23 protein-coding genes are annotated in these 23,871 nt (G+C 65.3%); 8 read left to right on the top strand and 15 right to left on the bottom strand.

What is annotated here, in order from left to right:
* Position 1: 1 nt before the first annotated feature.
* The 10 genes from N4G42_RS01245 to N4G42_RS01200 all read right to left on the bottom strand — a co-directional run bounded on the left by N4G42_RS01245 (position 2) and on the right by N4G42_RS01200 (position 10,992).
* Entirely contained in the window at positions 2 to 1,174 is a 1,173-nt protein-coding gene (locus N4G42_RS01245) for an ABC transporter substrate-binding protein (RefSeq protein ID WP_260665859.1), read from the bottom strand.
* A gap of 120 nt (positions 1,175 to 1,294) precedes the next feature.
* Positions 1,295 to 2,020, bottom strand: a complete 726-nt coding sequence (gene pncA / locus N4G42_RS01240; protein ID WP_260665858.1) for a bifunctional nicotinamidase/pyrazinamidase — start codon at positions 2,018 to 2,020, stop codon at positions 1,295 to 1,297.
* A gap of 75 nt (positions 2,021 to 2,095) precedes the next feature.
* Positions 2,096 to 2,839, bottom strand: coding sequence for an ABC transporter ATP-binding protein (locus tag N4G42_RS01235; RefSeq protein WP_056743121.1), 744 nt, complete (start codon positions 2,837 to 2,839; stop codon positions 2,096 to 2,098).
* Positions 2,840 to 2,841: 2 nt separating this feature from the next.
* Positions 2,842 to 3,624: an ABC transporter ATP-binding protein gene (locus N4G42_RS01230; RefSeq protein WP_056742258.1), complete on the bottom strand. Its 783-nt coding sequence runs from the start codon at positions 3,622 to 3,624 to the stop codon at positions 2,842 to 2,844.
* Positions 3,621 to 5,528, bottom strand: coding sequence for an ABC transporter permease (locus N4G42_RS01225; RefSeq protein ID WP_260665857.1), 1,908 nt, complete (start codon positions 5,526 to 5,528; stop codon positions 3,621 to 3,623). The genes N4G42_RS01230 and N4G42_RS01225 overlap by 4 nt, the downstream gene beginning before the upstream one ends.
* 176 nt (positions 5,529 to 5,704) lie before the next feature.
* Positions 5,705 to 6,916 (bottom strand): ABC transporter substrate-binding protein, encoded by a 1,212-nt coding sequence (locus N4G42_RS01220; protein ID WP_015012054.1) that lies wholly within the window; start codon positions 6,914 to 6,916, stop codon positions 5,705 to 5,707.
* An 80-nt stretch (positions 6,917 to 6,996) separates the two neighbouring features.
* Positions 6,997 to 7,581, bottom strand: coding sequence for an amino acid synthesis family protein (locus N4G42_RS01215; protein WP_063461058.1), 585 nt, complete (start codon positions 7,579 to 7,581; stop codon positions 6,997 to 6,999).
* A gap of 55 nt (positions 7,582 to 7,636) precedes the next feature.
* A complete protein-coding gene (locus tag N4G42_RS01210; RefSeq protein ID WP_110960508.1) occupies positions 7,637 to 8,278 on the bottom strand; it encodes an amino acid synthesis family protein in 642 nt (213 codons plus the stop codon).
* A 21-nt stretch (positions 8,279 to 8,299) separates the two neighbouring features.
* Positions 8,300 to 9,220: a UPF0280 family protein gene (locus N4G42_RS01205; protein ID WP_260665855.1), complete on the bottom strand. Its 921-nt coding sequence runs from the start codon at positions 9,218 to 9,220 to the stop codon at positions 8,300 to 8,302.
* Between the two features lie 152 nt (positions 9,221 to 9,372).
* Positions 9,373 to 10,992, bottom strand: a complete 1,620-nt coding sequence (locus tag N4G42_RS01200) for a 6-hydroxynicotinate reductase (RefSeq protein WP_260665854.1) — start codon at positions 10,990 to 10,992, stop codon at positions 9,373 to 9,375.
* Positions 10,993 to 11,167: 175 nt separating this feature from the next.
* Between N4G42_RS01200 and fdxA the strand changes: the two genes are divergently transcribed.
* The 4 genes from fdxA (at position 11,168) to N4G42_RS01180 (ending at position 14,364) form a co-directional block, all read left to right on the top strand.
* Positions 11,168 to 11,497: a ferredoxin FdxA gene (fdxA, locus tag N4G42_RS01195; RefSeq protein WP_056057161.1), complete on the top strand. Its 330-nt coding sequence runs from the start codon at positions 11,168 to 11,170 to the stop codon at positions 11,495 to 11,497.
* 66 nt (positions 11,498 to 11,563) lie between these two features.
* Positions 11,564 to 12,340: a ferredoxin--NADP reductase gene (locus N4G42_RS01190; protein ID WP_056742273.1), complete on the top strand. Its 777-nt coding sequence runs from the start codon at positions 11,564 to 11,566 to the stop codon at positions 12,338 to 12,340.
* A 51-nt stretch (positions 12,341 to 12,391) separates the two neighbouring features.
* Positions 12,392 to 13,108, top strand: coding sequence for a TetR/AcrR family transcriptional regulator (locus tag N4G42_RS01185; RefSeq protein WP_056742275.1), 717 nt, complete (start codon positions 12,392 to 12,394; stop codon positions 13,106 to 13,108).
* A 68-nt stretch (positions 13,109 to 13,176) separates the two neighbouring features.
* The gene (locus tag N4G42_RS01180) at positions 13,177 to 14,364 is read left to right on the top strand and encodes an amidohydrolase family protein (RefSeq protein ID WP_260665853.1); all 1,188 of its coding nucleotides are present in this window, start codon (positions 13,177 to 13,179) and stop codon (positions 14,362 to 14,364) included.
* Positions 14,365 to 14,448: 84 nt separating this feature from the next.
* On the opposite strand, the gene N4G42_RS01175 is transcribed toward N4G42_RS01180, so the two are convergent.
* A complete protein-coding gene (locus tag N4G42_RS01175) occupies positions 14,449 to 15,243 on the bottom strand; it encodes a glycine zipper 2TM domain-containing protein (RefSeq protein ID WP_260665852.1) in 795 nt (264 codons plus the stop codon).
* Positions 15,244 to 15,559: 316 nt separating this feature from the next.
* Positions 15,560 to 16,564 (bottom strand): YihY/virulence factor BrkB family protein, encoded by a 1,005-nt coding sequence (locus N4G42_RS01170; protein ID WP_409557786.1) that lies wholly within the window; start codon positions 16,562 to 16,564, stop codon positions 15,560 to 15,562.
* A 301-nt stretch (positions 16,565 to 16,865) separates the two neighbouring features.
* Here N4G42_RS01170 and N4G42_RS01165 point away from each other — a divergent pair, with 301 nt between their 5' ends.
* The 4 genes from N4G42_RS01165 (at position 16,866) to N4G42_RS01150 (ending at position 21,537) form a co-directional block, all read left to right on the top strand.
* The gene (locus N4G42_RS01165; protein ID WP_056742279.1) at positions 16,866 to 17,639 is read left to right on the top strand and encodes an SDR family oxidoreductase; all 774 of its coding nucleotides are present in this window, start codon (positions 16,866 to 16,868) and stop codon (positions 17,637 to 17,639) included.
* A gap of 146 nt (positions 17,640 to 17,785) precedes the next feature.
* Entirely contained in the window at positions 17,786 to 19,477 is a 1,692-nt protein-coding gene (locus N4G42_RS01160; protein ID WP_260665851.1) for a long-chain fatty acid--CoA ligase, read from the top strand.
* 106 nt (positions 19,478 to 19,583) lie between these two features.
* Positions 19,584 to 20,753: a serine hydrolase domain-containing protein gene (locus N4G42_RS01155; RefSeq protein ID WP_260665850.1), complete on the top strand. Its 1,170-nt coding sequence runs from the start codon at positions 19,584 to 19,586 to the stop codon at positions 20,751 to 20,753.
* Between the two features lie 241 nt (positions 20,754 to 20,994).
* Positions 20,995 to 21,537: a shikimate kinase gene (locus tag N4G42_RS01150; protein ID WP_056057143.1), complete on the top strand. Its 543-nt coding sequence runs from the start codon at positions 20,995 to 20,997 to the stop codon at positions 21,535 to 21,537.
* Between the two features lie 152 nt (positions 21,538 to 21,689).
* Here the strand turns inward: N4G42_RS01150 and N4G42_RS01145 are convergent, their stop codons facing one another.
* From N4G42_RS01145 to N4G42_RS01135, 3 genes are all read right to left on the bottom strand, one after another.
* Positions 21,690 to 22,052, bottom strand: coding sequence for a hypothetical protein (locus N4G42_RS01145; RefSeq protein WP_146185468.1), 363 nt, complete (start codon positions 22,050 to 22,052; stop codon positions 21,690 to 21,692).
* 109 nt (positions 22,053 to 22,161) lie between these two features.
* Entirely contained in the window at positions 22,162 to 22,632 is a 471-nt protein-coding gene (locus N4G42_RS01140; RefSeq protein WP_082522291.1) for a penicillin-insensitive murein endopeptidase, read from the bottom strand.
* A gap of 157 nt (positions 22,633 to 22,789) precedes the next feature.
* Positions 22,790 to 23,719, bottom strand: a complete 930-nt coding sequence (locus N4G42_RS01135; RefSeq protein WP_260665848.1) for a LysR family transcriptional regulator — start codon at positions 23,717 to 23,719, stop codon at positions 22,790 to 22,792.
* Positions 23,720 to 23,871 lie beyond the last annotated feature (152 nt).

Here is a 23,871-nt window from a genome sequence, read left to right as displayed (position 1 = left end):
GTCAACGTCGCAGCGACCCGCTGCGCGTGTACATCTCCAGGTCCACAAAGTTGGAGCCATTGTGGTTGCCCGGGCCGTACACCAGCGGAAAGTCGCCGATCTTGGTGGTGCCCATGTCTTCCATGGCCTTGATGAAGCCTTCACGCGTGAGCGCTTTGCCTGCGCGCTTGAGGCCCTCCACAAACACGCGCGCGGCGATATAGCCCTCCAGCATGGTGTAGCTGTCGATCTTTTCGCCCGCGTCCGCGCGGTCCTTGCGGTAGTCGGCCACGATGGCCAGGCGGCTGGCCTGCGGCGACGGCACGATGCTGGCCGTGACCAGCCCTTCGATGCCGCCGTTCAGGCGCTGCGCAGAGCCCGGTGCGTCGGTGATGCCCACCGAGATGGTGTACAGCGGCGATGCCGCACCCGCCGCCCGGTAGTCGCGCAGGAACACTTCCACCATCTTGCCCGCCATGATCATCACCACTGCGCCCGGCTGGGCCTTGGTGAGCTGCGCGACCTGGGGCTTGGCGTCGGTGGCGGCGATCTCCATGGGCACGGAATCGACCACCTTGACCTTCAGGCCCTGGGCGATCTGCAGGCAGGTGTCGAGGTTGGATTTGCCGAACGCGCTGTTCTGGTAAATGACGGCGATGTTGTTGATGCCCAGCGTGGCGAGGTGGCCCACGATCTTGCGCAGCTCGGTCTCGTAGCTGGCGCGCACGTGGAACAGGTAGCGGTTGTGCGTGGTGCGAAACGAGGTGGTGCCCACCAGCGGCGCGAACATGGGCACGCCCGCCTTCTCTGCCAGGGGCATGGCGGCGATAAGGTTGCCGGTGGCCACATAGCCGATCAGGGCGAAGACCTTGTCTTCGTCAATGAGCTTGGCGGTATTTTCGGCCGTCTTCTTGGGCTCGTACGCGTCATCGTGCGACACCAGCTCCAGCGTGCGCCCGTTCACGCCGCCGGTCTTGTTCACCTTGTCGAACGCCAGCGCAATGCCGGCCTTGTAGTCCACCCCGAAATCCTTGGCCGGGCCGGTGAACACGGCCGACTGGCCTACCTTGATGCGGGTGTCCGTCACCCCGGTCTCGGCAGCAGCCGGGCCCGCGGCCCCCAGAGCAGCGGCGGCCAGGGCCGTCAGCACCACACGGCGGTCGATGCTGCCCTCCTCCATCCCACGACATTTCATGAAACGCTCCTTACATCAAAGGCGCAAGTTTCCCTGCAAGCGGAGCGGCTGCGCAACCATTTCTGCGGGGTGTTGTGAATCCGTCAAACCCCGGCGCCGAAGCACCGGGGCGGTGCGCCGTCAGGCGACATCGATGTCGCTGGACTGGATGCGTTTGACGCCCTTAGCCTTCATGTTTTTCCAGGCCGCATCGAGCGATCCGTTGAGGTCAATGGCGCGGGTCGCATCTTCGACCACATAGGTTTCGAAGCCCAGACGTTTGGCGTCCAGCGCCGTCCAGGCCACACAGAAGTCGGTGGCCAGGCCCGTGACAAACACGGTCTTGATGCCACGCTGCTTGAGGTAACCCGCCAGGCCGGTGGAGGTCTTGCGGTCGGCCTCTTCAAAGGCCGAGTAGCTGTCCACATGCTGGTGAAAGCCCTTGCGCAGGATGACCTGGGCCTTGGGCACCTGGAGGTCCTTGTGCAGGGCGGCATCGTCGGTGCCCTGCACGCAATGGTCGGGCCACAGCACCTGCTGGCCGTAACTCAGCTTGGTGGTTTCAAACGGCTTCTTGCCCGCGTGAGCACTGGCAAAAGAGGCGTGGCCCTGGGTGTGCCAGTCCTGCGTGACCACCACGTTTTCAAATGCTGCGGCAATGCGGTTGATGACGGGCACCACCTCATCCCCCTTGGCCACGGGCAGCGTGCCGCCCGGGACAAAACAGTTCTGCACATCGACCACGATGAGCGCCGCTCGCTCACCGGGTTTGATCTTGCCTGCCGCCCAGCTGGCGGGGAAGCTGGCCCCGGCCACGGTGAGCGCGGCCGATTGAAGAAGAAAGCGACGACGTTGCGCAGTTTGCATGGTGAACACTCCGGTTGGGAACGCACTGACACATCGGCCATGGCCCGGTAGGGCCAGGGCCGGGGAACTTCTGCTTCACACGCTGAGGTAGGCGCGCCGCACCTCTTCGTTGGCGGCCAGCTCTTCCATGCTGGCCTGGTAACGGATCTGGCCCTTTTCGAGCACATAGGCGCGGTCGGAGACCAACTCGGCAAAGTGCATGTTCTGCTCCGACAGCAGGATGCTCACACCCTGCTCTTTCAGCTCCAGGATCATGTGCGCCATCTGCTCCACGATGACAGGCGCCACACCTTCAGAGGGCTCGTCCAGCAGCACCAGATAGGGGTTGCCCATGAGCGTGCGGGCCACGGTGAGCATTTGCTGTTCGCCGCCGCTCATGCGGCCGCCCGGGCGCTGGGGCATCTCACCCAGGTTGGGGAAGAGCTTGAACAGGCGCTCGGGCGTCCACACCGGGGCGGCTGTGCCATCGGGCCAGGTGCGGGCGGGTTGGCGGCCCACTTCCAGGTTCTCCATCACCGTGAGGTCGGTGAACACGCGGCGGTCTTCCGGCACAAAGCCCAAGCCCAGGCGGGCAGCGTCGTGCGGGTCGGTTCTGGACAGGTCCTTGCCCATGAACTGGATACTGCCCTTGCGCTTGGCCAGCATGCCCATCAGCGTCTTGAGCGTGGTGGACTTGCCTGCGCCGTTGCGGCCCATCAAGGCCACGACTTCGCCCCGGCGCACGTCCAGATCCACGTCGTACAGGATTTGCGCGGCACCGTACCAGGCCTGCAGGCCCTTAGCCTGGAGCAGCAGTTCTTTGGGGTTGTGGGTCGTCATGGTCATGCCGCCTCCGCATTGGCTGCGGCTTTCTTCTCAAACGTCTTGCCGGTGCCGAAGTAGACCTCCTGCACCTTGGGGTGGTCGCGCAACTCCAGCGGCTTGCCCTCGGCAATCAGCCGCCCGCGCGCCAGCACGATCATCCGGTCGGCATAGGCAAACACCACGTCCATGCTGTGCTCGGTGAACAACACCGCCATATTGCGGTCGATCACCAGCTGTTTGGTCAGCGCCATGAGTTCGTTGCGCTCCTTGGGCGCCATGCCGGCGGTGGGCTCGTCCATGAGCAGCAGCTTGGGAGCGTTGGCCATGGCAATCGCCAGCTCCACACGCTTCACATCGCCATAGGCCAGCACGCTGCAGGGCCGGTCGGCCTGCGACTTCATGCCCACTTGGTCGAGCAACGCCAGGGCTTCCTCGCGTTTGTGGTCGGCAGCCCTGCGCCATAGGGAGAACAGCAGACCGTCGTTGGAGATCAGTGCCATCTGCACGTTCTCCACCACCGTCAGCGATGCAAAGGTTTCGGCGATCTGAAAGGTGCGGCCCACCCCCATGCGCCAGATGTCGCGGGGCTTGCGGCCCACCAGCTCCTGGCCGTTGAGTTGGATGGAGCCTGCATCGGCAGGCAGCTGGCCGTTGACCATGTTGAAGGTGGTGGACTTGCCCGCGCCGTTGGGGCCAATCAGCGCCAGCAGCTCGCCAGCCGCCAGTTCGAAGTGGATGCCATCCACCGCCTTGACGCCGCCAAACGATTTGCCCAGACCGGTGACTTTGAGGAGGCTCATGCTGCGCCCTCCTTGGTGTTCTTGGCGTCGCGCATGTTGTCAAAAATCTGTTTGATGGTGCCAGCGATGCCCTGCGGAAACAGCAGCACCAGGATGAGGATGATGGCGCCCAGCATGGCGCGCCAGTAGTCGGTGTTGCGCGCCACGGTGTCGTGCAGCCAGGTGAAGGTGACCGCACCCACCACGGGGCCCGCCAGCGTCTGGATGCCGCCGAGCAGCACCATCACCAACCCGTCCACCGATTTGCCCACGGCCAGCGACTCCGGCGAAATGCTGCCCTTGGAGAACGCATACAGCGCCCCTGCCAGCCCTGCAGCCGTGCCCGCCACCACAAACGCCGCCCACTGCATGCGCTTGACGTCGATGCCGATGGCGTCGGCGCGCAGCACAGAGTCGCGCCCCGCGCGCAGCGCATAGCCAAACGGCGAGAACAGCACGCGGCGCAGCCACCACACCCCTGCCCCCACCAGTGCCAGCGTGAGCCAGTAATACATGCGCTTGTCTGCCAGCCAGGCCGCAGGCCAGACACCGGTCAGGCCGTTGCTGCCCCCCGTGAAACTGTCCCACTGGTAGGTGATGGCCCAAGTGATCTGGGCGAAGGCCAGCGTCAGCATGGCGAGGTACACGCCCGACAGCCGCACTGCGAACCACCCGTAGACAAACGCCCCGGCCGCCGCCACCAGCGGCGCCACCACCAGTGCGATCTCCATCGGTAGCCCAAGCGAGCGCACCAGCAGGGCCGCGCCATAGGCGCCCAGCCCGAAGTAGGCGGCATGGCCGAAGGAGTGCATGCCCGCAGGCCCCATGATGAAGTGAAGGCTGGCCGCAAACAGCGCTGCGATCAGCAGGTCAATCAGCAACACCGTGGTGTACGGCGACTGCGCGGTCAGCAGCGGGGCTGCCGCCAGCAGCAGGCCCAGCACGGCGGCCGCCACCAGGTAGACCCTGCCAGGCCGACGCAGCGGCTCCTCCTGCATGCCCACGTAGCGGCTGGGCGCCTGCGGCCTGCCGAACAGGCCCCACGGGCGCCAGACCAGCACCACCGCCATCACCAGAAAATCCACCACCAGGGTCAGCTTGGAAAACGAAACACTCAGGCCAAACACATCGACCACACCCAGCCAGATGCAGATGGCCTTGATCTCGGAGATCAGCAGGGCGGCGGCATACGCGCCCGGGATGGAGCCCATGCCGCCCACCACCACCACCACAAAGGCGGCACCGATGGTGTGCAGGTCCATCTCCAGCGTCGCGGGCTCGCGCGGCAGTTGCAGTGCGCCACCCAGCCCGGCCAGCATCGCGCCCAGCGCAAACACGGCCGTGAACAACCAGGCCTGGTTGACGCCCAGGGCGCTCACCATCTCGCGGTCTTGTGTGGCGGCACGCACCAGCGTGCCAAATCGGGTGCGCGTGAGCAGCAGCCAGACCGCGCCCAACACCAGCGGACCGACCACGATGAGGAACAGGTCGTAGGTGGGGAACTGCCGCCCGAGCAGGCTCACGGAGCCTGAAAGGCCCGGCGCGCGCGGGCCCAGCAGTTCGTCGGGGCCCCAGAGCCACAGCACCGCGTCCTTGATGACCAGCACCAGGGCAAACGTGGCCAGCAGCTGGAACAGCTCGGGCGCCTTGTAGATGCGGCGCAGCAGCACCACCTCGATCAGCGCCCCCAGCACGCCAACGATCAGCGCGGCCAGCGGCAAGGCCACCCAGAAGCCCAGCGCACCGCTCAGGCGCTCGACCAGCGAGTACGCGACGTAGATGCCCACCATGAAGAACGAGCCATGGGCAAAGTTCACGATGCGGGTCACGCCAAAGATCAGCGACAGACCCGCCGCCACGAGGAACAGCGACGACGCGCTCGCCAGCCCGTTGATGAGCTGAACGATGAAACCCGAAAAACTCATGTTCAATAAACCCTGTAGGGCCTGTTCACACTATTTTTGCCAGCGCGAAGGCCATGAAAGAAGCCGGCCATGCCCCAGCCGACACCAGCCAGCACCCGCAGAATTTGCCTGTGCCGGGCTGTCGGTAGCGTCTGCCGGGACCGAGGCGCGGCAGGCGCCTCAGACCTCAGAGGGAATCAATCAGCGCTTCGTGACTTCTTCACGTCGGCAGCGGACGGCTGGTACTTGGCATCGGCACCATCCAGGTAGACGTAATCCACCATCACGCCCTTGCCGCCTTCGTTCTTGGTGCGACCGACAAATGCGCCCATGGTGGCCTGATGGTCTTCAGGCCGGTAGGTGATCTTGCCGAACGGGGTGTCCACCTGCAGTCCCTTGAAGGCAGCGACCAGCTTGTCGGTGTCGGTGCTCTTGGCTTTGGCAATACCGGCCGCAGCCGACTTGATCATGCTGTAGCCCACCACCGAACCCAGGCGCGGATAGTCCTTGAACTTGGCCTGGTACGCCTGCTCGAACGCCTTGTGTGCGGGGGTGTTGATGCCGTACCAGGGATAGCCGGTCACCAGCCAGCCGTTGGGGGCCTCGTCTTTCAGGGGGTCCATGTATTCGGGCTCGCCCGTCAACACGCTGACCACCTCGATGCCCTTGAAGAGGCCGCGCGTGTTGCCTTCGCGCACGAACTTCGACAGGTCCGCGCCAAACAGCACATTGAAAACGGCGTCGGGCTTGGCATCGGACAGCGCTTGCACGACACTGCCGGCGTCCACCCGGCCCAGTGGCGTGGCTTGCTCGGCCACAAACTCCACGTCGGGCTGGGCGGCCTTGAGCAGTTGCTTGAACGCCGCCACGGCAGACTGCCCGTATTCGTAGTTGGGGTAGACCACGGCCCAGCGCTTTTTCTTCATCTTGGCGGCCTCGGGTACCAGCATGGCGGCCTGCATGTAGGTGCCGGGACGCAGGCGGAAGGTGTACTGGTTGCCACCCTGCCAGGTCATCTTGTCGGTCAGCGGCTCGCCCGCGAGAAAGAAGAACTTCTTCTGCTTTGCAAAGTCGGCCACTGCGAGGCCGGTGTTCGACAGGAAGGTGCCAGCCAGCACATCGACCTTCTCGCGCGACACCAGCTCTTCGGCCACGCGAACAGCGTCGCCGGGGTTGGCGTTGTCGTCGCGCGTGATCAGTTCGATCTTCTTGCCATTGACGCCGCCCGCAGCGTTGATCTCATCGACCGCCAGCTCCATGCCCTTCTTGTAGGGCTCCAGGAAAGCGGGCTGCGCCTTGTAGCTGTTGACCTCGCCAATCTTGATCACGCCCTGGGCAAAAACAGGGGCCAGGGTAAGGGCCAATGCAGCCGCAGCCGTGGCACGCATGAGGTTTCGTCGCATCGTCATGGGGAGACTCCTGAAGGATGGTTGGAGAGAGATCGAACGGGGGTGAGACAGGACAGGTGTGTGTTGTACGCGCGCCGGGCTCAGCGCAGGCCGTCAACGCCTTTTATTTCAGAGGCCGTGAGGCCGCCGACACGTGGCAACGGCCGCCCGCTGTCGGTCACGACAACGGCCACCACGATTTCATTGGCCCGCGGGGCATCGGCTACACGGGCTTCCATGGCGTCGAAATGGCTGCGCACGTAAGCCGCATCCTTGTGGCCCAGGGGCACGTCGATGGCCGTGCCGAGGCCGCCCATCTTCTTGCTGGATGGGACCAATGCGGCACCCTTCTCGACAGCCACACGCAGCGGTGCGCCCAGCTTGGGGTGGAGGATGGCGGCGGCGTGCTCCAGCTCGCCCGCCTCGCCCACGATGGCGGCCTTGCCGTAGCTGTGCGCATCGCCCGGGGCAATGCCCAGGGCCTGCACGCAGCGGGCGCCCAGAAGGCCTCCCAGCTCCTCACCGATGGCGATGAGTTCGTCCAGGTTTTCCACATAACGTCCGGCAAAGGGGTTCTCGATCACGGCCATAGCCAGCGCCTTGCGCACCGGGGGCTGAACGTCACGCCCCATTTCCACGCGGACCTCGTCGGTCTGGACGATGATCTTTCGAATCTTGGCTGGCATTTTTTGGCTCCTTGGGATCTTGTCTTGTTCGATGGTGTGCGGGTCGGCGGGCGGCTCAGCGCAGGCCGTTCCACTGGCTGATGTCTGCGGCCTTGAGCCCTCCGACGCGGGCGTGGATGCGCGGGCCCGTGGTCATGGCAAGTATGAACACGATCTCATCAGCGGATGGCGCGCCCGGAACACGCACTTCGATCGCGTCGAAATGGCTGCGTACGTAGCTGGCGTTGATGTGGGTCAGCGGCACATCCAGCGCCGCACCGGGGCCGCCCACCTTCTTGGTGGAGGGCACGATGGACAGCGCATTCGCGGGCTGCCCCGTCTTCTCTTCGGCCTGGCCCTTGGCGTAGGCGTTGCGGTCGCCCTTCCAGCCCAGCAGTTCGCGCATGGCGTAGCCGCCGGGCACATGCCACAGCGCGCCGTGTTCCAGCTCACCCGCCGCGCCCACGATGGCGCCCTTGCCATAGGTCTCGATGCGCTCGGCGGGTACGCCCATGGCCTTCAGGAGGCGCTGGGCCATGTCCAGCCCTACGTCCTGCAGCGCGTCCATCATGGGGAGGATGTCGGGCTCGTACCGGCCCGCAAACGGGTTGGTCAGCACCGCGCCGATGGCACCACGCAGCAGCGGCACATCGGCCACCGGCCCGAACTCGTGCCGGATTTCCTCAAGATGGGTAAAAACGCGTCGTATCTGGATCATTCTGGAGACCTGTGCATTTCGTTAAGCAAATACTGAACCAACTTCCGATTCCACCGCCGGATCCCGGGGCCATACCGCATCCGCCAACGCCTGGGGCGCCGAGGTCGCCACGAACTGCCCCTGGCACGCCAGCAGCGCAAACCACAGCAGGCCGCTGGACTGCAATTCTTGCGCTTTTTGCAGCCCCTGGTGCAATGCCCGGGCCACCAGCTCCCTGGGCAAGGCAGGGACATCCACGGTGACTGGAATGGCCCCCAGGTCACTGTCGTCCCGCACCTGCCACGCGGGCCTGCGCACGATCCGCGCATCGGCCACATCCACCGCGTTGGCCACGATGGTTGCGGCCGCATCGGCCTGCGCCGCCGAACGCGCCAGCACCGTCACGCTGTCCGCAATGCCCAGCGACTGGCTGCGCCCCCTCCAGCCGCTGGTGGCCACACCGCGCACTGGCATGGCGCTGTCGATGCGGATCTGCCCATCCAGCACCAAACCGTTGCGCAACTGTGCAGCATTCAGTGCGGCGATGTCAGCGTACACCCCCACCGTGACCGACTGGCCGGGCGCCAGGTGCAGCGCAATGTCGCCGCCGTTGTTGACCCAGGCGCGGTCTATGCCCGGCTGCTCGTAGCAGGCCAGAATCTCCTGCGCCACTGAACCCGCCACCGCCGCCATCGATGTGATGAAGCCTGCGCGGTAGGGACTGCAGGCGGCCCACATGCGGCGCGCCACCACGCCCTGCAACGTGCAGTGCGCACCCACCGGCGCCCGCAGGCCGGGGAGTTCATTCACCAGCTCCTGCAGCAGCCCTTCAAAACGTTGCCAGGCGCGTTCGTGCGCCTGGGCCACGGCGTCGCGCGCCCCTTCGGCCTGGAGGATGAGGTCCATCGGACCATGCTGGAAATGCCAGCGGCCATCGGACAGGAGCTTGCGAGCGGCTTGCATGTGCGTTTCAGTACTCAACGCAGGGCGTACCGCCCGCAGCCGTAAACACCGGCGCGGCCCCCGCCAGAGACGCCGAGCAAGGGCCGCCCCGCAGCGAGGGTGTCGTCCCCCTGGAGGGGGAAGGCGCGAAGCGACTCAGGGGGTGTTTCATATCAACCCAGCAGAGGTGGGCGACCCAGCGGCCACGGATTGGCGGCGGGCAAGGTCTGCCACACGCGCGCCTGCGGTGCACCATCGTTGTGCCACGCACCGCGCTCCAGCACTTCGCGCAGGCTGCGGATCTGTTCGGTGTGCCCGCCCAGCGCTTCGTAGTCCGCACGGCGCATGCTGAACTCGATGGGCGCCACGATGGCGGGGGTGGGCACGGTGCCAAAGCTGTTGTCCGGCATGCGCAGCACGTCGGCCATCACGGTGATACCGCCGCCCGGCCATACATAGGCAGGGGCACCGCCACAGGTCACGTTGACCAGCGCGTTCTTGATGGAGCGCGTGAGCAGCACCGGGTTCTCGGTCACTCCTGCGCGCAGACTGCCGCCAGCACCGCCGAGGAAAAGCACGGACGCCAGCGAGGGCTCGCAGTTTTCGCCGATGCGGTCCACGATACGGCGCACCTCGGCAGGCATCTCGGATTCAACCGGATGGAGTTGCTCGTCCAGCACGTACCAGGAGGCATGCTCGCCGGTGGTGGAGGTCATCAACAAGCGCAGCCCCGGCCAGGCCACGGATTCGTCCCAGCCCTCGATGATGGACAGCGGGTCGGCAATGTCGGTGCCGCCCCAGCCGGTGCCCGGGTTGGCCACCTGAAAGTAACGGCCCGGTGTGGACTTGCGCCCGCGCATCTGGATGCCCGAAGGCTTCATGTCGAGGCAACGGCCCGCCTGGTGCTCGGTGAGCACGCCGGTGATGTGGTCATCCACCACCACCACCTCGTCCGCATGGCCGAAGAACTGGCGCGCAAAGATGCCAATGGCCGCCGAGCCGCAGCCCACGCGCATGCGCTGCTCGGCCACACCGTTGACGATGGGCGCACGCCCCGCCTGGATCACGAGCTGCGAGCCGCCGTCGATGGTGAACTCCACCGCCTGCTTGTTGCCCAGCGCCTGCATCATCTCGGCGGTGATGCGGCCTTCTTTCTTGGTGCCACCCGTGAGGTGGTGCACACCGCCCAGCGACAGCATCTGCGAGCCGTACTCTGCCGTGGTCACATGGCCCACCACCTCGCCCTTGCAGCGCACGTTGGCCTGCTCGGAGCCTAGGAAGCGGTCGGTGTCGATCTTCACCTTGAAGCTGCAGTAGCTGAAGATGCCCTCGGTGACCACGGTGACCATGTCCACGCCATCGGTCTGGGAACCCACGATGAAGGGCGCCGGCTTGTAGTCGGGGTAGGTGGTGGACGAGCCCACGCCCGTCACGAACACCTCTTCAGACAGCAGCAGGTCACCGTTCCATGTGGGTGCTGGAGCCACTGCGGTCTCAGCGTCTTGTGCAGCCGGAGCGCGGCCCGCAAACGGCACCAGCGCGGCCTCGCCCACCTCCAGGGTCTTGCGCAGCAGCACCACCGGGTCCAGCCGCACGAGCACGCCCGCGTGGTTGGCATAACGGTCGCAAGCCCCTGCGCGGCCTTCGGAAATCTGGCACAGCACCGGACACGCATTGCACTCGACTTTGGCAGCGTTCATGCGCTCGTTGCGGGGCCGGGCGCGCTCGAGCACCTGCGGCAGATCCGGCGCATCCATGCCAGGTAGCCCGTCGGTCTTGGTGTGTTCAGTCATCGTGGCGGCCCATTCATTGCATTGTGGCAAGTGCTTGTACGCGCATTGCATTTTGTGTAGCATTCACTTAACTTAAATGTTGTGAACACTACATTCGATGTCAATGTAGCGGAATCAACCAGACTCTGCAATGGTGTTTTTGCGCCCCCAAAAATGGTGCATGAGGAGCCCCAAAATGACGCACGTTGTGACAGACGCCTGCATTCGGTGCAAGTACACCGACTGCGTCGATGTGTGCCCTGTCGATTGCTTCAAGGAAGGGCCGGAATACCTGGTCATTGACCCGGACGAATGCATCGACTGCGCGGTGTGCATTCCGGAGTGCCCGGCCAACGCCATCTATGCCGAAGACGACCTGCCCGAAGGCATGGAAATCTTTCTGCAGTTCAACAAAAAGCTGGCGCCCACGCTCCCCACAATCACCAAAAGAAAAGCGGCTTTGCCAGATGCGGAACAATGGAGGGTTGTGAGCCACAAGCTTTCAGGCCTGAACATTGCGCTGTAGAGCGCATGGGGCCCTGCTCTTCAGCCAAATTCCTTATTTGCTTCCAACTTTTCCATCTAACGCACCATGAGCGCCTTTCTTGACGAACGCGTCCTGACGGTCCACCACTGGACGGACCGCCTTTTCTCCTTCACCACCACGCGCGACACCGCGCTGCGCTTCTCCAACGGCCATTTCACGATGATTGGCCTGCGCGGCGAAAACGGCAAACCCCTGCTGCGCGCCTATAGCATCGTCAGCCCCAACTACGAAGAGCACCTGGAGTTCCTCTCCATCAAGGTGCCCGACGGCCCGCTGACCTCGCGCCTGCAGCACATCAAGGTGGGCGACACCATCGTGGTCGGCAAGAAGCCCACAGGCACCCTGCTGATCGACTACCTGCTGCCCGCCAAGCGGCTGTACATGCTCTCCACCGGCACGGGCGTGGCCCCGTTCCTGAGCTTGATCCGCGACCCCGAGACTTATGAGAAGTTCGAGGAAGTCATCCTGGTGCACGGCGTGCGCGAGGTGAAGGAGCTGGCCTACCACGACTACATCACGCAGGAGCTGCCACAACACGAGTTCCTGGGCGAGATGGTCACCAAGCAGCTCAAGTACTACCCCACCGTGACGCGCGAGCCTTTCAAGCACCAAGGCCGTGTGACCACCGTGATCGAAAACGGCCAGATGGCCCGCGACCTGGGCCTGCCCGCACTCAACCCCACCGAAGATCGCGTGATGATCTGCGGCAGCCCCGAAATGCTGCGCGACCTCAAGCACATGATGGAAGAGCGTGGCTTCAAGGAAGGCAACACCACGAAGCCCGGCGACTTCGTGATCGAGCGCGCGTTCGCAGAGCAGTGATCCCCCGGCGGCCCCCTTACCGGGGGCCCGCCTCATCCACCAGGACCCGCCATGTCTGCCACTCCCACCAAGACCCGGACCGCGTCCCCCCGCGCCGCATCCGCCCGCAAGACGGGCGTGCGCGAGCAGGCCGCACAGACCACGCGCGACAACATCCTGAAGGCGGCGACCAAAGTGTTCGCCCGCTACGGCTACGAAGGCGGCAGCGTGGAGAAGATCTCCAAGGCGGCCAAGTCGTTCGACCGGATGATCTATTACTACTTCGGCAGCAAGGAAGGCCTGTTCATCGAGGTGCTGGAGGAAACCTACCGGCGCATGAACGATGCGGAGTCCAAGCTGGACCTGGACACCGCCAAACCGGTGGAGGCGCTGCAGGCGGTAATCCGCTTTGTGGTGGGCTACTACCGCAAGAACCCCGAGTTCATCACGCTGCTCAACACCGAGAACCTGCACAAGGGCAAGCACATCTCCAAGTCGATGCGCGCCCGTGAATACTCGTCGCCCGCCATCGAGGTGATCCGCCGCGTGCTCGAAAGCGGCCAGGCGCAAGGGCTGTTCCGCAAGGACGTGTCGGCGCGCGATGTGTACCTGCTGATCGCCGCCACGGGCTACTTCTACATGTCCAACCGGCACACGCTGTCGGCCTTTCTGGGCGAAGACCTGGAGACGCCCGACGCGCTGGCGCACTGGGAATCCTTCGTCATCGACAGCGTGCTGCGCACCGTGGCACCCGGCCCCAGCCTGCCCAAGGGCAGGGCAGCGGCCTGAATCAACAAGAGATTTTTCCCTGCGGGGTGCCGCGTGGTGCCCCGCCCACCACCCCACGAGGAGAATCCATGGCAGAAGCAGCAGCAGGCGGCAAATCGGGCAAGGTCGTCATCCAGAACATCGGTCTTTTGTTGTCGGGCGACCTGGACCACCCCATCCTCGACGCCGACACCATCGTGGTGAATGACGGCCTCATCGTGGCCGTGGGCCGCTACAAGGACTGCAATACCGACCACGCCAACACCGTGATCGACGCACGCCAGACCTGTGTGGCGCCGGGCCTGATCGACAGCCATGTGCACCCCGTGTTTGGCGACTGGACGCCGCGCCAGAACCAGATCGGCTGGATCGACTCGACCATGAATGGCGGCGTGACCACCATGGTCTCGGCCGGCGAGGTGCACCTGCCCGGCCGGCCCAAGGACATCGTGGGCCTGAAGGCGCTGGCCATCACCGCGCAGCGCTCGTTCGACAACTTCCGCCCCGGCGGCGTGAAGGTGATTGCAGGCGCCCCGGTGATCGAGAAAGGCATGACCGAGCAGGACTTCAAGGACCTGGCCGACGCGGGCGTGACGCTGCTGGGCGAAGTGGGCCTGGGCTCCGTCAAGGCGGGCTACGAGGCCCAGCAGATGGTGGCCTGGGCGCGCAAGCACGGCATCCAGAGCACCATCCACACGGGCGGCCCGTCCATCCCGGGCTCGGGCCTGATCGACAAGGACGTGGTGCTGGAGGCCGATGCCGACGTGATCGGCCACATCAATGGCGGCCACACCTCGCTGCCCTGGAAGCATGTGTGCGAGTTGTGCGAGAAGTCGTCGCGCGCCATCGAACTGGTGCACAACGGCAACGAGAAGATCGCCATCCAGGCCGCGCGGGCGGCCATCGAGCTCAAGTGCCCACACCGCGTGATCCTTGGCACCGACGGTCCGGCCGGCTCGGGCGTGCAGCCGCTGGGCATGCTGCGCATGATTGCGCTGATCTCGAGCTTTGCCGACATCCCCGCCGAGCTGGTGTTCTGCTTTGCCACGGGCAATACGGCGCGCATCCGCAACCTGAACTGCGGCCTGATCGAGGTGGGCCGCGCGGCGGACTTTGTGTTCATGGACCGTGCGCAGCACACTGCGGGTGCCACGCTGCTGGAGAGCGTGCAGCTGGGCGACATCCCGGGCATTGGCATGGTGATGATCGACGGCCTGGTGCGCTGTGGACGCAGCCGCAACACGCCGCCTGCGACCGAGATCCCAGTGGTGCTGTAACCCGCCAACCAGCCACCAGCAACCAACAGCGACAAAAACAAAAGCCCGCATTGGCGGGCTTTTGTTTGGAGGGAAGCGACGGGCTCAGTAGGTGTCCGACACCCGCACCGCACCTGGCTGGGGCTGTGGCTGCGCATAGGGGTCTGCAGCACGGGCCGAGCCGCCCTGGTCCATGCGGAAGCCCTTGCCCTGCAGCACCACGGGCGTGCCCACGGCGGTGGGTTCAGCGCGCTGGAAGTGGCGCAGCGAGCCATCCTCCATTCGCACGGCGACCTGGTACACGGTGGTCGTGCGCGTGCGCTCTTCCACCTTGTGGCCCACATAACCACCGCCCACAGCGCCCAGCACGGTGGCAGCGGTGCGGCCGCTGCCCTTGCCGATCTGGTTGCCCACAACGGCGCCCAGCACACCACCGGCCACGGCCCCTACGCCCGTGGCGGGGGCGGCTTGTTGAACGGCCTGCACCGATTCGACACGGCCGCAGCTGCGGCACACAGGGGCTGCAGCGCGCACGGGCTGCGCAGCGCCCCCTGGGGCCATGCCACCCGCCACGTCACCGGATCGGCCTGCGCTGCCGCCGGTCTGCGGACGGTAGTTTGCTCCGCTATTCATAGCACTCTGGGCAGATACAACCGGCGCTTGGGCCCGTTTTTCTTCAATGATCTCGGATTCGGGCGTGCGGGGGGCCGCCGCCAGGGTGGCGGGGGCTGTCGCATCGGCTGCTGCCGAGGGCGTACGGTTTTGCATCACCAGAGTGGCGCCCAAGGCCAGCACGCTCACGCCCAGCGCGCCAATGGCCGCCCACATCCATTTCAGGGCTGGTCCGGCGGGGGCTGCTGCGGGTACGGGCGAGGCAGGAGAAGAAACAGTCAGGTTCATGGTCATGTCCTTGTTCATGTCGGAGAAATCCGCACGGGGCGGCAGGTAGATGTGCGCTGCACGCCCGCTACGGAATGGGGCCGTGGTGTTTCAACGGCCTGGATGGTGCAAAGGTACACAGCGGGGGGCGCTGCGGTGTGGCCGGTTTGTAAGCGGCAGTAAGCAGCGGTAAACCACCTTGGCCAGCACTTGCGGCGCCAGGCCCCGCATATGGGCCCTGCCCGCACGGCCCGGCGGCGCAACGGGCACCATCGCAGCGGCCCGAACGATCCGGGCGCCGCGCTGGCCCCCGCTTGTTGTGCGCTGTTGCCAACATTTACAGCTCCTGCACCCGCGCGCGGGCCGCGGCCGTCCACCGGGCCCAGCCCGCCGGTCGGCGTGGCCCGGGGTGCAAGGCCTGCTCCAGCGCCTGGGCGCAGCTGGCAGAAAACAGCAGGATGGCCGATGAAAAATAGATCCACATGAGCAGCACCACCAGCGAACCCGCCGCACCATAGGCCGACACCACGGCTGCTGTGGACAGGTACCACGCCAGCAGCTGCTTGCCGACCGTGAACAGTGTGGCCCCCACCACGGCGCCCATCACCAGGTAGCGCAGCGACGGCTTGGGGCCCGCGCCGATGCGCATGAGCCCCACAAACAGGGCCACCGCAAACCCGAAGGCAATGGCTTCGTTGACGACCTGCAGCAGCGGTGCCAGGGGCGCCAAGGTGGGCAGGTGTGCCACGGTCAGCCGCTCTCCCGCCCAGCCCGCCAACAGGTGGATCAGCGTGGACAGCGCCAGCGACACCATGAGCAAAAAGCCCAGCGCCAGCACATAGGCCAGCCCCCGCAGCCGCAGCGACGCCATGCGCCACCACGCGGCCCGCTGGGGCGGTGTGTAGCCATCCCGGCGCCACAGCCGCTCCAGCGCCGACTGCAGCTCCACAAACACCCCGGTGGCGCCCGAGACCAGCACCACAAAACCGATGGCCGATGCCAGTCGCCCCTCGGACGGGGCCTGGGCGCTGGCCATGGCCTGGCGCACCACATCGGCCACCTGCTGGCCCATCACCGACTGCACCTGGGCAACCAGGCTGCTCTCCAGGTAGCTGCGGTCCACCCACCAGCCCAGCACGCCCACCAACAGCAGCAGCAAGGGCGCCAGGCTGAGCATGCCGTAGAACGACATGGCCGCGCTCATGCGCAGCCCATCGGCGTCCAGCCACATCTGCGCGGCGCGCCAGAACGGCTGCACCAGGCGCCACAGCGGCTGCAGGGGCTGGGCCATGCGGGCAAGCCAGGGGGTGGTTGTCGCCAGGGGCGGGGAAGACTCGTTCATCCCCCGCGAGCGTAGGGCCGGGGCGCTCATCCGTCCATCCGCCGTGGCCGCAAGCGGGGGTAGGCGCCATCCCACACGCAGCGAAAAAAGCGGCAGCGCACAGAGTTTCAAAGGTGACAGTGGCGGTTTTACACCGGGCGGACGCGGGACTAGCATGAAGCGCTGACCGACCAGCTTGCACGGCGGCCACCGTCGCCTTCCCTGCACCCCTTCGCCCCACCCGGCGCGCCACGAGCCACCGGGACCCGGGATCGGGTATTCATTCACCTTCACCCTCTCTCTGCACGAAAGCGTTTTTTCCATGAGCGTCAAGCAACTCTTCGATCTCACCGGCCAGGTCGCCCTGGTCACCGGCGGCTCGCGCGGCCTGGGCCTGCAGATGGCCGAGGCCCTGGGCGAAATGGGCGCCAAACTCGCCATCACCGCGCGCAAGGCCGATGAGCTGGCCGAGGCCAAGAAGCACCTGGAGGCGCAGGGCTACGAGGTGCTGACCGTGGTAAACGACCTCCAAAAGACCGAGGACATCCCCGGCCTGGTGGACCAGGTGGTCGAGCGCTTTGGCACCATCGACATCCTGGTCAACAACGCGGGCGCCACCTGGGGCGCCAAGGCCGAGGACTACCCCGACGCCGCCTGGCACAAGGTGATGGACCTGAACGTGAGCGCCCCGTTTTTCCTGTCGCGCGAAGTGGGCAAGCGCTGCATGATTCCGCGCGGCAAGGGCTCGATCATCGTCACGGCCTCGGTGGCCGCGCTCAAGGGCACGCCCCCGGGCATGAACACCATTGCTTACAACACCTCCAAAGCCGCCGCGCTGCACTTTGCGCGCACGCTGGCGTCCGAATGGGGGCACTACGGCGTTCGCGTCAATGCGATCTGCCCCGGCTTCTTCCCCAGCAAAATGGCCAGCGGCCTGATTGAAAAGCTGGGCCCTGCGATGATCGAGCGCACGCCCCTGCGCCGCATTGGCGGCGAAGAGGACCTCAAGGGCGCGGTGGTGTTCCTGGCGTCCAACGCCTCGCGGCACATCACGGGTGAAAGCATCGTGGTGGACGGTGGTGCCAGTTTGATTTGAGCCCCCTGAGGCGCTGCGCGCCTTCCCCCTCCGGGCGACGGCGGCCTTTGCTGCGGGGCGGCCCTTGCTGGCCGTCCCTCGCCTGGGTTACGCCCTGTTTTGCCCGGCTGGTACCCTGCACGAACCAACCCAGCGTTCCGTAACCCATGTCCGACCGCCACCTCGCCCACTGGCCGCCCGGCCTGTCGCGTCACCTCACGCTGCCGCAGACGCACCTGTTTCACAACGCCGAGGTGTCGGCCGCACGTTACCCGAACAAGCCCTTTCTGGTGTTCTACGACACGCTGGTGACCTTCCGCCAGTTCCAGCAGCAGGCCGAGCACATCGCGGGCTTTTTGCAGCAGGTGTGTGGCGTGAAGGCGGGCGATCGCGTGCTGCTGTACATGCAGAACAGCCCGCAGTGGATTCTGGCGTTCTACGGCATCCTGCGCGCCAACGCGGTGGTGGTGCCGGTGAACCCCATGAACCGCACCGACGAGCTGCGCCACTACGTGCACGATAGCGGCGCCACCGTGGCCTTTGTGCCGCAGGATCTGCATGCGCAGGCCCAGCCTTTGGTGGATGCTACTGGCGGCGAAGGCAAGCTGAAGCACCTGATCGTGGCCGCCTACAGCGACTACCTGCAGGTGCCCACCGAGCTGCCCGTGCCCGCTTTCGTCAGCGCTCCGCGCCAGACGATTGATGCCCCCGGCGTCACGCTGTGGAGCGACATGATGGCGCAGCAGCGCACCCCAGGCCCCATCACCACCGGGCCCGACGACCTGTGCGTGATGCCCTACACCTCGGGCACCACGGGCCACCCCAAGGGCTGCATGCACACGCACTGCAGCGCCATGAGCACGCTGGTGGGCGGCGTGCAGTGGTTTGCGCGCACGCAGGATTCGACCTACCTCGCGGTGCTGCCGCTGTTCCACGTCACCGGCCTGTCGGGCAGCATGAACGGGCCGCTGTTTGTGGGCGCCACCGTGGTTGTGCTGCCGCGCTGGGACCGTGACGCCGCCGCCCAGCTCATCCAGCGTTACCGGGTCACCATCTGGCAGGCCATCTCGACCATGGTGGTGGACTTTCTGGCCAACCCGCGCATCGCCGACTACGACATCAGCAGCATCCAGGCCATACGCGGCGGCGGCGCGGCCATGCCCAAGGCCGTGGCGCAGCAGCTGAAGGACCTGACCGGTCTCGACTACGTGGAGGGCTACGGCATGTCCGAGACCATGGCCGCCACCCACATCAACCCGCCCCACCGCCCCAAGCCGCAGTGCCTGGGCATCCCGGTGTTCGACGTGGATGCGCGCGTGGTGGACCCGGCCACGTTCGCCGAACTGCCCCCGGGCGAGATTGGCGAGATCGTGGTGCATGGCCCCCAGGTCATGCAGGGCTACTGGAACAACCCACAGGCCACTGCCGACAGCTTTGTGACGCTGGACGGCAAGCGCTTTCTGCGCACCGGCGACCTGGCGCAGGTGGACGAGGACGGCTACTTCTTCATGGTGGACCGGCTCAAGCGCATGATCAATGCGTCGGGCTTCAAGGTCTGGCCCGCCGAGGTCGAGGCCATGATGTACGCCCACCCTGCCATCCAGGAGGTGTGCGTGATCGCCGCGCACGACGAGCGCCGGGGCGAGACGGTGAAGGCCCTGGTCGTGCTGCGCGACGCCTTCAAGGGCCAGGTGAGCGAGCAGTCCATCATCAACTGGAGCCACGAACACATGGCCGCCTACAAAAGCCCGCGCATCGTGCAGCTGGTGGACAGCCTGCCCAAGTCCGGCACGGGCAAGGTGCAATGGCGCGAGCTGCAAGAGCAGGAACGCAGCCGCGCGGCCAATGCGCCCCCCTGAAGCCACCATGGAAGGCCTGCGTCATACGCTCTGTTTTTGATAGCTACCAGCGCAATATGCACTAGCGCTACCAGCCAAAATCACCTGAAACCTACTTCCCACTGCCATGAACCCCACCGCCCTCGCCCGCCTGCGCTCCGTGCTGCAAACCCATGTGGACCAGGGCCTGCTGCCCGGTGCCGTGGCCCTGGTCCACCACCGGGGCCACACGGTGCTGCACACGGCGGTGGGCCACCAGCGCCCGCCCGTCGCCGGATCGGCGGTGCCCGCCATGGCGCCGGACACGTTGTTCCGCATTTATTCCATGACCAAGCCCATCGCCTCGCTGGTGGCGATGATGCTCATGGAAGAAGGCCGCCTGCTGCTGTCGCACCCCGTGGCGCACTACCTGCCCGCGTTTGGCGGCCAGCGCGTGTACGACGAAGCCACCGGCACCACCGCCCCCGTGCAGCGCGAGGCCACGGTGCACGACCTGCTGCGCCACACCGCCGGCCTGAGCTACGCATGGGAGGCCGGCACCGTGCCAGACGCCTACCGTGCCGCCCGCGTCGGCTCGCGCCGCCACAGCAATGCTGACCTGGTCGCGGCACTGGGCCCCTTGCCCCTGATCCACCAGCCTGGCACCCGCTGGGAGTACAGCCGCGCCACCGACGTGCTGGGCGCGGTGCTGGAGGTGATCGAGGGCGAAAGCCTGGGCGCCATCCTGCAGCGCCGCGTGTTCGGCCCGCTGGGCATGCACGACACGGGCTTCTCGGTGCCCGCCGCCCAGCAGCACCGCCTGGCCGAAGCCTTTGAGCGCGACCCGCAGACCGGCATCGGCATGCCGCTGATCGACGTGACCGCGCCGCCCGTGTTCGAGTCGGCCGGTGGCGGGCTGGTGTCTACCGCCAGCGACTACGCACGCTTTCTGCAGCTCATGCTGGGCAGGGGCACTGCCCCCGGGCAGGACGGCCCCAGCGGCCTTGGCGCCCCCGTGCACCTGCTGGGCCGCGCCACGGTGGACTTCATGACCGCCGACCACCTGGGCAACCTGCCCGTGGCGGGCGACATCCTGCCCACCGGCTATGGCTTTGGGCTGGGCGTGGCCGTGCGCACCGCCACGGGCCAGGCCACCCGCCCCGGATCGGCCGGGCACTACAGCTGGAGCGGCTTGGGCGGCACCTTCTTCTTTGTGGACCCGGCAGAAGACCTGTTTGCCATCCTGCTCACGCAGGCGCCCGGCCAGCTGCGGTATCTGTGCGAGCTGTATCCGGCGCTGGTGTACGCCGCACTGTGACTAGGACACCCCCCTGAGCGGCTTCGCCGCTTCCCCCCGCTCTCGCGCTGCGCGCGGGCAGGGGGACGACGCCCTCGCTGCGGGGCGGCCCTTGCTCGGCGTCCCTCGCTGGGGTCGCGCCAGTTGCAACCGCTGCGCATGGCAACAGGGCCCCGGCTTACACTCAACGCCCAGTCACGGCACGCGACACAGCCCCACCCGCAGTGCGCAAGCCCGTCCCCCAGACCTCTTTCTTGAACTTATGCAGATTCGCTGCGCACTGGTCGGCATGCCCGGCTCGGGCAAATCCACCGTCGGCCGGCAACTGGCCCACCGCGCGGGCGTGCCCTTCATCGACCTGGACCACCGGCTGGAACAGACCCTGGGCACCACCATCCGCAGCTTCTTCGAGGCCGAAGGCGAAGCCCGCTTTCGCGACATCGAATCTCAGGTGCTGGCCGACGTGGCCCAGCAGCCCGGCGGCATGGTCCTGTCCACCGGCGGCGGCGCCGTGCTGCGCCCGGAGAACCGCGAGGTGCTGCGCCAGTTCGGCAATGTGCTGTACCTGCGCGCCTCGCCCGAAGAAATCTTCAAGCGCGTCAAACACGACAAAACCCGCCCCCTGCTGCAAGGCGGTAACCCCATGGACAAGCTGCGCGACCTCTACGCCCAGCGCGACCACCTGTACCGCGAGACCGCCCACTACGTGATCGAGACCGGGCGGCCTTCGGTGCACACGCTGGTCAACATGGTGATGATGCAGTTGGAGATGGCGGAGAGTGCGGGTGGGGCGGACCCGGGCTAAAGCGAAAAATGCCTTGGTGCAACCCTGATCAAAGGGCTTAGGCGGTTTTGGAATGGGCCAGGCACGGACAACCCACCGCGGCCATGCATCCGCATGCGTCCTGCCTAGCGGAGAAAACGCCCCCTATTGAGCAGCAGGTCGTCTGGCCTTACTCAACAGATATTGCCGCCGATGCTTTTCCCGTCTTTCAGATCAAAGCCGAAATAGCAGCTGTAGTCGGATGGGGAATAGCGAATGCACTGAAGGCGGTCACGGACTCTTGCACGCGTTTTCGGGTCGGACCCACACTCACTCTTCACGTCGGGCCCCATGCGGTCAAACAAGTCGCGTGCAGCTCTACCCTGCACATGGAATGACACTTTGGCGTCTTGGGCTGTGGGTGCTGCTGGATCGCCCAAACCTCCAGAGTAAATTGCCATTTGCGCATTGACTGGCTTGAATTCAAATGCCCAGTCTGCGGCTATCGCGCCTGCACACATAAGCAATACTCCGATAACCGCAACACCTTTTCTCATTCCTAAGCCTTTACTTGTTTATATAGAAACATGGAGTATTTATCTTGGCCCGTGGCAGCACTTATTAATGAAACGCAACCAGTCGCCCGAAATCAATACTCGGGAATGATCAAATTCGCACTTCCACATGCAAATGGTCATCGTGTCCATTCATATAAGTAGCATTGGCAATTTTGGGATCATTGAATCCAACCTTTTTTACCATGCCAGTCTGCCAAATTAAATTTACTAACCTTTGCGTCGCGGCTTGGTCGTAGTCTTTGCTAGACCAGCGGACGGGCTGCTTCAGCCCATCCTTGCGAATGGGACGAATATCGACCTCCAGACCGCTTCTGTGGCTAGCATGCGGTGGAAATTTTTTTCCTTCGGCCAAACTGATGTTACCAATGCCGATTTTTCGCTCTTCTGTGATGCTCCAGCCATGCTCAAGTTTGAAAATGAAATTCAGCATTTGCACATGGGCATATTGCCCTCTTCCACCGAAAGGAGTTCCATAGGTGTAATAGCCAGATTCCTCCGGCATTTGAGGCAGCATGAAAAATCCGCGTTTATCCTGAGGTACTGGTGAAGAATCTGTCATTTATACAACTCCTTTTTGCGAGCGATTGTATGAATGCGCTCTTTAAATCAGATAACTGTTTCCAACTCTTACAGCGCACACTATGGGTGCTGTAGGCTGGTACCAACAGGCATGCCTCTTTCTCTTCACGAACAATTCCATCGGACCAAGGTGCGTCTTATGGGGCCCTCGAAGAGCGATGAATCGGCGCATGCAGCGCCATCAACCCCGCCACCCATTCGATAAACACCCGCACTTTGGCGCTCACATGCCGCTGGGGTGGGTAAGCCACGTACAGCGGCATCGGCTCCAGCGTCCAGTCCTGCAGCAGGGGCACCAGCTCGCCAGCCGCCACGTGGGGGCGGGCCATGTAGTCGGGCAGCCAGAGCACGCCCAGGCCCGCCAGGCCTGCGGCCAGGTAGGCGTTGCCGTCGTCCACAGCGCAGATGTCGTGGCCTTGGGCGTGCACATGTTCGGTGCCGCGGCGCATCTCGAAAGGCAGAGGCTGGCCGGTGCGCGCCCACAAAAAACCCACGGTGCGGTGGTGCGGTCCTTCCAGCGCCTGCGGGTGCTCGGGCGTGCCCGCGCGCTGCAGGTAGCTGGGGGCGGCATACACGCGCAGTTGCAGGTCGCCCACATGGCGTGCGACGAGCGCCGGGTTGGAGAGGGCGCCGCCGCGCACCACGCAGTCCACGTTGTCGCCCACCATGTCCACGGGGCGGTCGCTCACGCCCATGTGCAGGAGGATGTCGGGGTATTGCGCGTGGAACGCGGGCAGCGCGGGGATGAGGACCAGGCGCGCCAGGGGGCTGGGCACATCCACCCGCAGGCGGCCCCGAGGCGCCGCGGCGGCGGTGGAAACGCTGGCATCGGCATCGTCCAGGTCGGCCAGCAGGCGCACCACGCGCTCGTAGTAGGCAGCACCATCGGGCGTGACCTGCACGCGCCGGGTGGTGCGGTGCAGGAGCTTCACGCGCAGGCGCGCTTCGAGCTGCTGCACCAGCTGCGTGACGGTGGTGCGGCTCAGGTGCAGGGTGAGGGCAGCCTTGGTGAAGCTGCCGGATTCCACAACGCGGGCAAAGGCCTGCAGGGCGTCAAAACGGTCCATGGCGTACAGGTAGTTGAGGCGTGCCGAAAGGGCGGCGTGCCCGTCATTGTTTGGTGATCAGGAACAGTGGTGCACAGATTAGCCGGTTTATCAAAACAACGCGCGCTTCTACAGTGCCTTTTCATCGCAATCATCTGCCCTGCAGAACGAAA

Source organism: Acidovorax sp. K2F (assembly GCF_025246485.1).
GTDB lineage: Bacteria > Pseudomonadota > Gammaproteobacteria > Burkholderiales > Burkholderiaceae_C > Acidovorax > Acidovorax delafieldii.
Note: the sequence above shows the minus strand (reverse complement) of the source record. Positions and strands in the feature narration are given on the sequence as shown.

What these genes read in the sequence shown, in the direction of transcription:
- N4G42_RS01245 (WP_260665859.1), bottom strand. Translation starts at nt 1,174, where the DNA reads ATGAAATGTCGTGGGATGGAGGAGGGCAGCATCGACCGCCGTGTGGTG.
- pncA (WP_260665858.1), bottom strand. Translation starts at nt 2,020, where the DNA reads ATGCAAACTGCGCAACGTCGTCGCTTTCTTCTTCAATCGGCCGCGCTC.
- N4G42_RS01235 (WP_056743121.1), bottom strand. Translation starts at nt 2,839, where the DNA reads ATGACGACCCACAACCCCAAAGAACTGCTGCTCCAGGCTAAGGGCCTG.
- N4G42_RS01230 (WP_056742258.1), bottom strand. Translation starts at nt 3,624, where the DNA reads ATGAGCCTCCTCAAAGTCACCGGTCTGGGCAAATCGTTTGGCGGCGTC.
- N4G42_RS01225 (WP_260665857.1), bottom strand. Translation starts at nt 5,528, where the DNA reads ATGAGTTTTTCGGGTTTCATCGTTCAGCTCATCAACGGGCTGGCGAGC.
- N4G42_RS01220 (WP_015012054.1), bottom strand. Translation starts at nt 6,916, where the DNA reads ATGACGATGCGACGAAACCTCATGCGTGCCACGGCTGCGGCTGCATTG.
- N4G42_RS01215 (WP_063461058.1), bottom strand. Translation starts at nt 7,581, where the DNA reads ATGCCAGCCAAGATTCGAAAGATCATCGTCCAGACCGACGAGGTCCGC.
- N4G42_RS01210 (WP_110960508.1), bottom strand. Translation starts at nt 8,278, where the DNA reads ATGATCCAGATACGACGCGTTTTTACCCATCTTGAGGAAATCCGGCAC.
- N4G42_RS01205 (WP_260665855.1), bottom strand. Translation starts at nt 9,220, where the DNA reads ATGCAAGCCGCTCGCAAGCTCCTGTCCGATGGCCGCTGGCATTTCCAG.
- N4G42_RS01200 (WP_260665854.1), bottom strand. Translation starts at nt 10,992, where the DNA reads ATGACTGAACACACCAAGACCGACGGGCTACCTGGCATGGATGCGCCG.
- fdxA (WP_056057161.1), top strand. Translation starts at nt 11,168, where the DNA reads ATGACGCACGTTGTGACAGACGCCTGCATTCGGTGCAAGTACACCGAC.
- N4G42_RS01190 (WP_056742273.1), top strand. Translation starts at nt 11,564, where the DNA reads ATGAGCGCCTTTCTTGACGAACGCGTCCTGACGGTCCACCACTGGACG.
- N4G42_RS01185 (WP_056742275.1), top strand. Translation starts at nt 12,392, where the DNA reads ATGTCTGCCACTCCCACCAAGACCCGGACCGCGTCCCCCCGCGCCGCA.
- N4G42_RS01180 (WP_260665853.1), top strand. Translation starts at nt 13,177, where the DNA reads ATGGCAGAAGCAGCAGCAGGCGGCAAATCGGGCAAGGTCGTCATCCAG.
- N4G42_RS01175 (WP_260665852.1), bottom strand. Translation starts at nt 15,243, where the DNA reads ATGAACCTGACTGTTTCTTCTCCTGCCTCGCCCGTACCCGCAGCAGCC.
- N4G42_RS01170 (WP_409557786.1), bottom strand. Translation starts at nt 16,564, where the DNA reads ATGAACGAGTCTTCCCCGCCCCTGGCGACAACCACCCCCTGGCTTGCC.
- N4G42_RS01165 (WP_056742279.1), top strand. Translation starts at nt 16,866, where the DNA reads ATGAGCGTCAAGCAACTCTTCGATCTCACCGGCCAGGTCGCCCTGGTC.
- N4G42_RS01160 (WP_260665851.1), top strand. Translation starts at nt 17,786, where the DNA reads ATGTCCGACCGCCACCTCGCCCACTGGCCGCCCGGCCTGTCGCGTCAC.
- N4G42_RS01155 (WP_260665850.1), top strand. Translation starts at nt 19,584, where the DNA reads ATGAACCCCACCGCCCTCGCCCGCCTGCGCTCCGTGCTGCAAACCCAT.
- N4G42_RS01150 (WP_056057143.1), top strand. Translation starts at nt 20,995, where the DNA reads ATGCAGATTCGCTGCGCACTGGTCGGCATGCCCGGCTCGGGCAAATCC.
- N4G42_RS01145 (WP_146185468.1), bottom strand. Translation starts at nt 22,052, where the DNA reads ATGAGAAAAGGTGTTGCGGTTATCGGAGTATTGCTTATGTGTGCAGGC.
- N4G42_RS01140 (WP_082522291.1), bottom strand. Translation starts at nt 22,632, where the DNA reads ATGACAGATTCTTCACCAGTACCTCAGGATAAACGCGGATTTTTCATG.
- N4G42_RS01135 (WP_260665848.1), bottom strand. Translation starts at nt 23,719, where the DNA reads ATGGACCGTTTTGACGCCCTGCAGGCCTTTGCCCGCGTTGTGGAATCC.